General features: G+C 71.9%; 8 protein-coding genes. 7 read left to right on the forward strand and 1 reads right to left on the reverse strand.

The window, feature by feature from the left end; genetic code table 11:
• Positions 1-15 precede the first annotated feature (15 nt).
• From ACNTMW_RS05560 to ACNTMW_RS05590, 7 genes are all read left to right on the forward strand, one after another.
• Positions 16-2,127 carry a PQQ-dependent sugar dehydrogenase gene (locus ACNTMW_RS05560; protein WP_426632279.1) on the forward strand — a complete coding sequence of 704 codons (2,112 nt, stop codon included), beginning with the start codon at positions 16-18 and terminating at the stop codon, positions 2,125-2,127.
• 184 nt (positions 2,128-2,311) lie between these two features.
• Entirely contained in the window at positions 2,312-2,890 is a 579-nt protein-coding gene (locus ACNTMW_RS05565; protein WP_426632280.1) for an LURP-one-related family protein, read from the forward strand.
• A 199-nt stretch (positions 2,891-3,089) separates the two neighbouring features.
• Positions 3,090-3,596, forward strand: coding sequence for a hypothetical protein (locus tag ACNTMW_RS05570; RefSeq protein WP_426632281.1), 507 nt, complete (start codon positions 3,090-3,092; stop codon positions 3,594-3,596).
• Positions 3,596-5,032: a hypothetical protein gene (locus ACNTMW_RS05575; RefSeq protein ID WP_426632282.1), complete on the forward strand. Its 1,437-nt coding sequence runs from the start codon at positions 3,596-3,598 to the stop codon at positions 5,030-5,032. Before ACNTMW_RS05570 ends, ACNTMW_RS05575 begins: the two co-directional genes overlap by 1 nt.
• Positions 5,029-6,414, forward strand: coding sequence for a VWA domain-containing protein (locus ACNTMW_RS05580; protein ID WP_426632283.1), 1,386 nt, complete (start codon positions 5,029-5,031; stop codon positions 6,412-6,414). Before ACNTMW_RS05575 ends, ACNTMW_RS05580 begins: the two co-directional genes overlap by 4 nt.
• A gap of 10 nt (positions 6,415-6,424) precedes the next feature.
• Positions 6,425-7,537: an ATP-binding protein gene (locus ACNTMW_RS05585; RefSeq protein WP_426632284.1), complete on the forward strand. Its 1,113-nt coding sequence runs from the start codon at positions 6,425-6,427 to the stop codon at positions 7,535-7,537.
• A complete protein-coding gene (locus tag ACNTMW_RS05590; RefSeq protein ID WP_426632285.1) occupies positions 7,534-10,425 on the forward strand; it encodes a DUF5682 family protein in 2,892 nt (963 codons plus the stop codon). The genes ACNTMW_RS05585 and ACNTMW_RS05590 overlap by 4 nt, the downstream gene beginning before the upstream one ends.
• Positions 10,426-10,456: 31 nt before the next feature.
• Here ACNTMW_RS05590 and ACNTMW_RS05595 read toward each other — a convergent pair whose 3' ends face one another.
• A complete protein-coding gene (locus ACNTMW_RS05595; protein WP_426632286.1) occupies positions 10,457-11,152 on the reverse strand; it encodes a class I SAM-dependent methyltransferase in 696 nt (231 codons plus the stop codon).
• Between the last annotated feature and the right edge of the window lie 17 nt (positions 11,153-11,169).

Below are 11,169 nucleotides of genomic sequence, written 5' to 3' on the forward strand. Positions count from 1 at the left end.
CAGAAGGAGACACGCGTGCGCATAAGCGCTGCCCGTACCCCCAGGATCCGCAGAGCCGTGCAGACGGCCGGGATCACGACCGCCACCATCCTGCTGTCCACCGTGGCCGCTGCGCCCGCCGGGGCCGCTACCGGCGCGGTGTACGACCCGATCCCCGACATGCCGACCCAGACCGGGCTCGGACTGGTCCTGCAGGAGTACGCCAGCTTCCCGCAGTCGGACCCGAACCCGGCGCCGGTCGACCAGCGGCTCGTGCGCACGGCCCGGATCAACACGATCGGCGAGGTGCCCGACGGCTCCGGCCGTCTCGCCGTGCCGGACCTCAACGGCAACCTCTACCTCGTCTCCAACGGCGTGCCGCACGTCTACCTCGACGTGGCCAACACGTTCGCCGGGCACTTCTTCTCCGGCCGTGGACTCGGCCAGGGCTTCGGGTACGTCGCGTTCGACCCGGAGTTCCGCACCAACGGCCGGTTCTACACCCTGCACACCGAGGAGGCGTCGACCGCGACCAGGGCCCCGGACTACGCTCAGGCCAACACCATCTACCACGGCATCATCGACGAGTGGACGGCGACCGACCCGAAGGCCGACACGTTCTCCGGCACCCACCGTGAGGTGCTGCGGATCGGGTTCGGCGGCCAGATCCACGGCATCCAGGAAATCAACTTCAACCCGACCGCGAAGAAGCACGACAGCGACTACGGTCTGCTGTACCTCGCGGTCGGCGACGGCGGCAAGGGCGTCGGCAACACCGACCCGCAGAACATGGCCATGCCGCACGGCAAGCTGCTGCGGATCGATCCCCGCGGGCGCAACTCCGCCAACGGCCAGTACGGCATCCCGGCGTCGAACCCGTTCGTCGGCCAGGCCGGTGCGCTCGGCGAGATCTTCTCCGTCGGCTACCGCGACCCGCACCGGTTCAGCTGGGACACCGCCACGGGCAAGATGTACCTCGGCCACATCGGTGAGCACGCCGTCGAGTCGATCTATGAGGTCCGGGCCGGCGACAACATGGGCTGGAGCGAGCGCGAAGGCTCCTTCGTCTTCGACCGCAACCCCACGAGCCCCTGCGACCGCCTGTACCCGCTGCCGGCCGACGACGCCAAGAACGGCTACGTCTACCCGGTGGCCGCGTACGACCACGACCCCGCGCCCGGCTGGAACTGCACCTCCGACGTCGGCGTCGCGGTCGCCGGCGGGTACGTCTACCGTGGACACGACCTGCCTCAGCTGAAGGGCAAGTACATCTTCGGAGACCTCGTCGACGGTCGGGTCATGTACACCGAGGCCAGCCAGATGCGCCGGGGTGAGGGGCTCGCCCCGATCCACCGCCTCGCGCTGTTCGACGCCGCCGGCAAGCCGGTACGGATGCAGGACCTCTCCGGTCCCGGTGCGCCCGGCGATCCCAACCGGGTGGACCTGCGCTTCGGTACCGACGCCAAGGGGGAGATGTACATCCTCGCCAAGGCCAACGCGAAGATCTGGAAGGTCACCGGCACGAAGACCTTCGCCGACGGCAAGGTGGGAAACACCAAGGTCAAGGGGAAGGACACCACGGGTGCCCGGAACTGGTCGCCGGTGACGCCGTCGAAGTGGCAGTTCACCAAGGATGAGGTGATCCTCGCCGAGGAGGGCACCAGCCGTCCGGGGCCGCGCCGGCCGTTCGAGTACGCGATCCTGAACTCCGGGCCGGAGTGGTCGTCGGTCGAGATCGAGGCGCAGGTGCGGCTCGACACGCCGGTGGAGGTCACCAACCGGGACGTGATCATCGTCTTCGGGTGGAAGTCGGACACCGAGTACTACTACGCCCACCTGTCCACCGACAACTCGATCTACCCGCACAACGGCATCTTCAAGGTCAACAACGCCGACCGGGAACGCATCGACTACCAGTGGAACGGGCGGTCCCGCGGCGCGAACCCGGCGATCACCGACGCCGCCTGGCACCGGGTGCGGGTCGTGCACCTGCCGGCCACCGGCGAGATCGCGGTGTACGTCGACGGCAGCAAGGACCCGCTGATGACCGCGAAGGACACCACGTTCGGCTCGGGGCGGGTCGGGTTCGGCTCGTTCGACAACGTGGGCCGGATGCGTGACCTGACAGTGAAGGGCACGCCGGCCTGACCGCCGGGGCACGGGGGCGGCGGTCCCGGTACCGCCGTCCCCGTGCCGGGCGCCGGCTCGCCGTTCGCGCGCGCCGGCCTGCGGCTCGACCTGCCGACCCTCGGCCGGGAGATCGGCGGGGCGCGTGACGGTCGCCGATGCCGCCGTGTGCGACACTCCCGGGGCCACGTCGACAGGAGGCGAGATGGACCTGCAACAACTCCAGGCCCAGCAGCGGCTGATCGTCCGCCAGCGGGTACGGCTGATGGTCAACCAGTACGAGGTGCGGGCCGCCGGCCCGGACGGGTCCGAAGGCGATCTGCTCGCCTTCGCTCAGCAGAAGCGGCTGGCGTTCAAGGAACAGGTGACCCTGTACGCCGACGACAGCAAACGACAGCCGGTCCTGGGGTTCCGGGCCCGCCAGGTGATCGACCTCGGCGCGACGTACGACGTGACCGACGCCGCCGGCACCCCGATCGGGCTGTTCCGCAAGGACTTCGCGAAGTCGCTGCTGCGTTCGACGTGGCATCTCGAGCAGCCCGGGCTGGGTGTCGCCACCGGACAGGAACGCAATCTTGTCGTGGCGCTGCTGCGGCGCTTCGTGGACTACCTGTCGTGGCTGCCCTACCACTTCGACTTCGCCGTGGACGGCCAGCCGGCGTTCTCGGTCGTGAGAAGGTGGGGCCTGCGCGACAGGTACGCCGTCGACGTCCACGACCCGCGCCTGGACCGGCGCCTGGTGATCGCGATGGCGGTCGGTCTGGACGCGCTGCAGGGCCGCTGACCCGCTCGACCCGCCGGGATCGGCTCCGACCAGCGGCTCGTGGATTCTGTCGTACCGATGGTCCATGATCCGGGTCCGTAAGGCGGCCCGCGGCGGGTCGCCTCCCAAGATCGTGATGGGTGCCCGTACCCGTCGTCGATCGTCCGCCACGGGCGTCGCCACTGGAGACGCCCGCTGGCGGCCGGGCTGGAGGTCGAGAGTGGTGGACGTGGATCAGGTCGACGGGGAGCAGCGCAGCGTCGTGCGGGTGCTGCCCCCCGTCGCGCCCCGCAAACTGGCGAAGGTGCCCTTCGTCGAGCTGGCCGACGGGCGGCTGCAGGGGGTGGTGTCCAGCGGGTCGGACATCGACCGGGTGTACGTCTCGTCCATCGCGGCCGGCACCCACGGCTACCACTGCAGCACCAACAACAACCGGCCCTGCGGTGGCCTGCGCGGCGCTCCGTGCAAGCACCTGCATGCCCTGGTGGACGAGGCGGTGCTGCAGTACGGCGTCGACCGGGTCGGTCGCTACCTGCGGGTCGACGTCGGTGACGGAGTGGCCACCGCCGCCGACCTGCTCGGCCGGTTGCGTGGCGGGCATGAGCCGACCCCGGCGGCGGTGGTGTTCAGCCGGTTCCTGCGGCACCTCGCCTACCTGGAACTCCCCGTCACCAGTGCGCCGATCCCGGAGCTGCACTGGTTCCCGGCCATGGGGGCGGGGCGCTGATGCTGGGCACGCAACTCGCCGAGCTGCTCGACGGCGCGCCCGCCGGGGTGGAACAGGCCCTCGGGGTGGTGTCCGGTTTCGACGGGGCACTGGCCCACGGCTTCGCCCGTGTCGGCGAGGACCGGGCGATGGCGTTGACCGAGCTGGCCGGTGCCGTGGCGGCCACCCCCATCGGCGCCCGGGTCGCCGAGGCGGTCGCCACGGTCATTGCCGGCGCCGTCGCCGACGAGCAGCTGGTCGCTCTCGCCGGGGCGCGCACCGCACTGCTGGGCGCGGTCCACGACGCCCTGCTCGGCCGCCTCGACGCCGTCCTCGGCCGGGACCGCCTGCCGTGGCCGCAGTGGTCCGCGCCGGGCACGCCGCCGACCGACGCGGTGAGCCCGGCGGCGGGCTGCCGGTCCTGGCTGTCCGAACTGGCGATCACCGGCTGGCGGGGCGTCGACCACGACCTCGTCGCGGCCGGAAGCCACCCGATCGAGGCGGCGCTGGGGTTGCCCGAGCTGCGCCGGATGGCGGTGCTGCTCGACGGCCTGGCCGCCGAGCTGCGCGCGTGCTGTCCGATCGCGACGATGCCGGCGGTGCCGGTCCGGCGGTGGGCCGACCTGTGGGCCCGCGCCGTCCTGCTGGCCCACGACGCCCCCGCCGATGTGGGCGCGACCGCCGCCGCCGACATGGACGCGACCGCCGCCGAGCGGGTGTCCGGCCGGTTGCTGATCCTCGGTGTGGACGTACACGAGCACCCCACCGCTGTCCAGGCCCAGGTCCACGGCGTGCTCGAGCCGGACGGCGGCGGCCCGGTCCGGCTGGTGCGTACCAGCGTCGCCGCCGCGAAGGTGGACACCGTCGTCGGGCCGGCGCTGTGGCAGCTCCTGACCGCCTGTCCCACCCTGCTCGGCGCGCTGGCCGGGCACCGCGCCGTCGAGGTGGTCGACCTGCCGCTGCGCGGCAGCGACCTGGTGTGGCGCGACGACCAGGCCCGCGCGGGCGAGCCGGCGGACCCGTTCGTGACGGCGCGGGTGCTGCTCGCCGGCGCCGTCGCGACGGGCGCACCGCCGCTGGACCGGCATCCGGTCGGCATCGCCGAGCCGGTGCTGCTGGAGGGGTACACGGTCCGCGTGGCCGACGGCGCGGTCACCTTCGACCTCGACGGTCGCACCCTCACGGTGGACGTCGACCGGTTGCCCGCCTGCGGCCCGCTCACCCCGGAGTTGGTGGCGGCGTCCGCGGCCTGCCTCGGCCTGGTGCGCTGGGACGCCGGGCGCTGGTCGGTCCAGCCGCTCGCGGTCCAGGCCACGGTCAAGCGCGCGGTGGTCGGCGTGCACACCGGGGACTGGGCCCAGGGCGCACGCGACCCGAAGGTGGTGAAGGCGCAGGCGAAGACGGGCGACGCCGTCGCCGTGCTGCGCGAGCGCGCCGGAAGGCTGTTGCGCCGATGAGCGGCCAGGGCGGGCCGACGAGCGAGGGTGACACGCCACGGGCCAACGCCGACGAGAACCGCCGTCAGGTGCTCTACTGGCGGTTGCTGGCCCGGTTGTTCGACCCCCAGGAGCAGCCTGCCCTGGAATCGGCCAGCATGGCGGTCGTCGACGACGTGGGCCTTCCCGCGGCGCTGCTCGACCCGGCGGTGTCGGTGGACACCGTTGTCCAGCGGTTCCCGGAGCTCGCCGCGGAGCTGCGTGGCCTCATGGCGGCGCCGGACGGCGACAGCCGGCCGGACGGTGTCACCGCGACACCGGTCGCGGGTGAGGCGGAGGTACGGCGCGCCGCGCTGGTGTCCAAGCTCCTGCTGAACGTCTTCGCCACCGGCGCGGGCAGCGTCACCGCCACCCGGTTGGCCCGCTGGCAGTCCGACGCCGGCTGGTTCGCGCAGGTGCTCGGGTGCGAGCCGGGCGAGCTGCGCCGGCAACCCGGCCAGGGCGGTGCCGCGGGCCTCGGCGGCATCCTGGCCGGGATCGAGGGGGACCTGGTACGCCGGATGCATCTGAGGGAGGTGCTCGCCGACCCGGCACTGGCCCGCCAGTTGACGCCGAGCATGTCGCTGATCGAGCAACTGCTGCGCGATAAGTCCCACCTGTCCGGGGTCGCCCTTGCCAACGCCAAGGCGTTGATCCGCCGTTTCGTCGACGAGGTCGCCGAGGTGCTGCGGACCCAGGTCGAGCAGGCCAGTGTGGGCGCGATCGACCGGTCGGTGCCGCCGAAGCGGGTGTTCCGCAACCTCGACCTCGACCGCACGATCTGGAAGAACCTCACCAACTGGAGCCCGGCGGACCAGCGGCTGTACGTGGACCGGCTGTACTACCGGCAGACCGCGCGGCGCACCACGCCGGCCCGATTGATCGTGGTGGTCGACCAGTCCGGCTCGATGGTCGACTCGATGGTCAACTGCACGATCCTTGCGTCGATCTTCGCCGGGCTGCCCAAGGTGGACGTACACCTGATCGCGTACGACACCCGGGCGGTCGACCTGACCCCGTGGGTGCACGACCCGTTCGAGGTGCTGTTGCGTACCAACCTCGGCGGTGGCAACGACGGTCCGGTGGCGATGGCCATGGCCCGACCCAAGATTGTCGAGCCTCGGAACACCGTCATGGTCTGGATCTCCGACTTCTACGAGTTCGACCGCTCGCAGCCGCTGTTCGACGGCATCGAGGCGGTGCACCGCTCCGGGGTGCGGTTCATCCCGGTCGGCTCGGTCAGCAGCTCCGGCCAGCAGAGCGTCAACCCCTGGTTCCGTCAGCGGTTCAAGGACCTGGGCACGCCGGTGATCTCCGGCCACATCCGCAAACTCGTGTTCGAGCTCAAGAGCTTTCTCACCTAGGAGACCGTTGATGTCCGAGATGCTGCGTGCCCCCGCCGAGGTCAAGTACGCCGACGAACTCGACTGGCTGGAGTCGGTCGACACCGACCCGAAGCCGTTCTCCTGGCGACTGAGCCCCCGGATGGTGCGGCTGTTCGTGCTCGGCTCCGAGCGTGCCGACGGGCTCGACCGCGAGATCGGGCAGAAGTGGTTCGGCGACCGCAGTTTCGTCGAGCGCAGCATCGTCACCCTGGCGTCGGACCGGGGGCTGCTGCTGATCGGAGACCCCGGCACGGGCAAGAGCTGGCTCGCCGAGTTGCTGGCGGCCGCGATCTGCCGCAACTCGACCCTGGTCGTGCAGGGCACCGCCGGCACCACCGAGGACCACATCAAGTACTCGTGGAACGTCGCCATGGTGATCGCGAAGGGGCAGTCCCGCGACTCGCTGATCCCCTCGCCGATCATGACCGCGATGCAGCAGGGCGCGGTCGGCCGCTTCGAGGAGCTGACCCGCTCGACCAGCGACGTACAGGACGCGCTGATCTCGATCCTGTCGGAGAAGTACATCTCGATCCCCGAGCTCAACGACGACAACATCGTCTTCGCCAAGCCGGGCTTCTCGATCATCGCCACCGCCAACAGCCGGGACCGCGGCGTCAACGACCTGTCCTCGGCGCTCAAGCGGCGGTTCAACTTCGTCCGCATCCCGGTGGTGACGAACAAGCGCAGCGAGGCCGAGATCGTCCGGTTCCGGACCGGGGAACTGCTGCGCCGGCACCGCATCGAACTGGACGTACCGCCCACCCTGCTCGACATCCTGCTGCAGAGCTTCGCCGACCTGCGCGCCGCCGCCGCGTCGGCGACCAGCGACGACGAGAAGCTGGAGTCGGCGCTGTCGACGGCCGAGCAGATCGGGGTGCTGGAGGACGCGATCCTGCACAGCCAGTTCTTCGGCGACCGCGTCCTGCGCGCCGATACCCTTGCCGGTTCGCTGGTCGGCTCGCTGGCCCGGCGCAGCCCGGAGGATCTGGCCATCCTCAACAAGTACCTGCACGGCGTCGTCGAGCCGCGCGCGAAGCAGGAGGGCGGCCCGTGGGACGGCTTCCTCGACGGCGGTCGCCAGGCGATCGCGACCCTGTCGTGACCGGCCCCGCCGTCGCGGCGCCCGCCGCGTTCGGCGCGCTGCGTCAGCAACTCACCGACGCCGCCGCCACCTTCGCCGAAACCCCTGGCGCGCTCGCCGGCATCCTGTCCGGCATGGTCGACGACGTCGACCGCGCGCTCGGCGAGCGGCTGGAGATCTTCCCGGTCTGTCACCACTCGCCGGCCTCCGCGCTGGCGATGGCGCGCCGGTTGCGGGACAAGCAGCCGAAGGTGATCTACCTGGAGCTCTGCGAGGACCTCCGGCCTCTGCTGGACGAGCTGCGCAACTGCCGGCTGCCGGTGGCGGTGCAGGCGTACGCGTCCGACCTCGACGGGTTCCCGCCGCAGTGGGGCCCGCTCAGCGTCGTCGCGCCGATCACCGAGGCGTCGGCCGAGTACCAGGCCATCGCGTACGCCCTGGACACCCCGGGCGTCGAGCTGGTGCTGGTGGACCGCTCCACCGACCACGTCTTCCAGTGGCTGCCCCGGGAACCGGCCGACGCGGGCGGAACCGCCGGGCCCGACGCGGGCGGAACCGCCGGGCCCGACGCGGGCGGAACCGCCGGCCCCGCCGCCGCGGGCGGCGAGGACGAGGCCGCCGCCGTACCCGACGACGAAGCGGCGTTGCACGGCGACGCCGTCGGCGTCGAGGTCGGTGACCTGCGGCCCCGCTTCGCCGAACTGGAGGCCCACCTGCTGCACCACGGCAAGGTCCGGCACTGGTCGGAATGGTGGGACCAGTACGTGGAGCAGCCGCTGGCCGGCGCTGACTACGACACCTACCGCCAGGTCATGGTGCTGATCGGCAGCCTGTTCCGGCGGCTGCGCCCGGCCCACGCCGACCGGCTCGACTCCGACTCCGACCGTGAGCGGTACATGTGGACCCGGATCCGCGAACACCTCGCCACCTCGGGCGTCGACACGTCCCAGTGCCTGTACGTGTGCGGTGCCTTCCACGCCGCCAGCCCGGTCGAGCAGTTCGGCACCGCCGCCGACGCCGCGCCGTACGACATCAGTCCCCGCACCGCGACCCGCTGGCAGTACGGGCTCATCCCGTCCAGCCACTCGGCCATCGAGGCGCAGTTCGGGCTCGCGGCCGGCTCGGTGTCGATCGCCGCGGCGACCTGGGCCAAGGCGGTCAACCGCTCCGGCCTCACCCCGTTCCGGCTCGCCGGCCAGCAGGGCACCCGGAAGCGGGCCGTACGTAGCCGGGTGGCGCCAACCACCGCCGCACCGGAACCGGTCACCGACCGGCTGTCGGGCTTCCTGTCCACGCCACCCGCACTCGACGGCCTCGACGAGGCCGAACTGCTCGGCTGGTGCGTCGACATCGTCCGGCTGGCCCGCCGCAACGGCTACCTGGCCAGTACCGCCGACGCCATCGCCGTGTTCGAGACCGCCATCCTGCTCGCCGGGATGCGCAACCGGGCCCGTCCCACCCCGTACGACTTCGCCGACGCCGCGGTCACCTGCATCGAGAAGGACGCGGTGCCCGGCCGGCGCGACGTGCGCCGGCTCTGCCAGATCCTGCTCGGCGGTGACCGGGTCGGCCAGGTCGGTTACGAGGCCCTGCCACCGCTCGCCCGTGACGTGCTCGACCGGCTGCGCCCGCTCGGCCTGGACCTGGAGAAGCGGACGATCCAGCGCGCCCTGCTGGACCTGCACGCCAACCCGGAACTCGAGCCCTGCTCGCACCTGCTGTGGATGCTGCGCTACCTGCTGCCCCCCGACGCCGTCCGCCCGATCATGGGGGAACGCCGGCTGGGGGAGCGGTCGATCCAGGAGAGCTGGGACCTGGCCATCGGCCGACACCAGAGGTCCATCATCGAGCTCGGCTACGAGGGCGTCACCGTCGAGCAGGTGCTCGAACAGCGCCTCCGGCGGTCCGCGTGGGGACCGCGCGCCACCGCGGCCGTCGCCCTCGAGGCGGTCGAGGATGCCATCGTCTACCTCGGCAGCCGACGCCTCGCCGACGAACTCGGCGCCCGTGCCGTGGACCTTCTCGCCGCCGAACGCACCGTCGACGAGGCACCCGAGGTGCTCCGCCGCGTCCGCCGCCTGCTGGCCCACTACCGCGCCACCGAACCGACCCTGCCGGCCTGGTGCGAGGAGTTCGTCACCACCGGGTACGCCCACTACTGCACCCTGCTGCCGACCGCCTTCGTCGACGAGGCGACCGGCGTCCGGCAGGTCGCCGCCATGCTCGGGTTCCTGTTCAGTATGGAGAGCCTCGCCCTGTCCCTCGGTTGCGACCGTGCCCAGCTCGAACTCGCCGTCGGGCAGTCCCATCCCGAGGACCCCGCCCGGGTGGCGCTGCACTGGGCCGCCCAGCACCACCTCGGCCTCCTGCCGCTCGCCCGGCTACGGGACCGCTGTGCCGAGCTGTTGGACAACCCGCTCGTCGTGCCGGCCTTCCCGCGCTACCTCAGCGGCTTCGTGCAGGCCCTGGAACCGGTGTCCGGGCTGGCGCCCTTCGTGGTCGAGGTGATGTCCAGCGCGTTCGCCCGCCTGCCGGATCCGGTCCTGCTGCCCTGGCTGCCGACGCTGGTCGCGACGCTGCGCGACCAGGCCCACGAACTGGTGCCGACCCTGGTACGCGAGGCGGCCCGCACGTTCCCCGGCAGTCTGGCCGCCCTCGACGCCTGGGTACCGCCCTGGGCGGACCGGCCGGCCGCATCGACGCCGGCAGTACCGGCCACGCGCGTGGCCGAGGCAGGGCCGGTGGCCGACCTGCTCACCGGGCACCGGGCAACCTGCGACGCTGTCGCCGCCCTGCTCGGCTGCGACGACGCCTGGCCGCCTGCCGGCGCAGGGCCGGTGCGTCCCGAGGTCGGCGACCTGGTGGCCCGGTATCCGACGACCGCCGAGGCGGTGGCGGCGCTGCTCTAGGACGTTGCGGTAGGAAGCGGACCCGCCAGGATCACCGCGGGTCACCTGCCAGGCGTGGGGAGGCGGCTGTGTCGCGTCGGGCGAGGAGGAACAGCTGGACCTCCGGCGGTGCCTGCGGCGCGGCGGGGGCGAACGACCGTACCTCTTCGGTGTCCACCGTGAACCCGGTGCTGGTGAGGACGCGGCGCAACTGCTCGCGCGGCCATCCGCTGACCCGGACCGGCTGGTTCAGGAAGGTCAGCTCGACGTCGTCGAGGTCGGCTTCCACCATGCCGACCGCGAGCCAGCCGCCGGGCACGAGGATCTCCCGCAGCCGGGTCAGCGTCCGCGTGACCTGGCTGCGGGGCAGCATGAGCAGGGAGAAGAAGGCGGTGACGGCGTCGAAGTGACCGAGGTCGGCGTCGACCGCCGTGGCATCGCGCCGCACGAAGGTCGCCTGCGGCACGTTCCGGCGCGCGAGATCGATCATGACCGGTGAGATGTCGATGCCGGTCACGTCGCAACCGGCGGTCGCGAGTTGGCGAGCGGTCGGTACTCCGGTACCACAGCCGACGTCGAGTACGCGGGCGGCGTCGGGTAGCCGGGCCAGCAACAGGTCGACGATGTGCCGTTGGCCGTCCTTGTGCGGGAACACCTCGTCATAGCGGGACCCGATCCGGTCGAACGCGGCCGCCTGCGCCTGTTGGCGGCGGGACCAGTCGTCTGCGGTGGACACCTCGGCGGCCATGACCCGTATTCTGCGCT

The organism is Planosporangium spinosum (assembly GCF_049999945.1).
GTDB lineage: Bacteria > Actinomycetota > Actinomycetes > Mycobacteriales > Micromonosporaceae > Planosporangium > Planosporangium spinosum.

What these genes read in the sequence shown, in the direction of transcription:
- ACNTMW_RS05565 (WP_426632280.1), top strand. Translation starts at nt 2,312, where the DNA reads ATGGACCTGCAACAACTCCAGGCCCAGCAGCGGCTGATCGTCCGCCAG.
- ACNTMW_RS05575 (WP_426632282.1), top strand. Translation starts at nt 3,596, where the DNA reads ATGCTGGGCACGCAACTCGCCGAGCTGCTCGACGGCGCGCCCGCCGGG.
- ACNTMW_RS05580 (WP_426632283.1), top strand. Translation starts at nt 5,029, where the DNA reads ATGAGCGGCCAGGGCGGGCCGACGAGCGAGGGTGACACGCCACGGGCC.
- ACNTMW_RS05585 (WP_426632284.1), top strand. Translation starts at nt 6,425, where the DNA reads ATGTCCGAGATGCTGCGTGCCCCCGCCGAGGTCAAGTACGCCGACGAA.
- ACNTMW_RS05595 (WP_426632286.1), bottom strand. Translation starts at nt 11,152, where the DNA reads ATGGCCGCCGAGGTGTCCACCGCAGACGACTGGTCCCGCCGCCAACAG.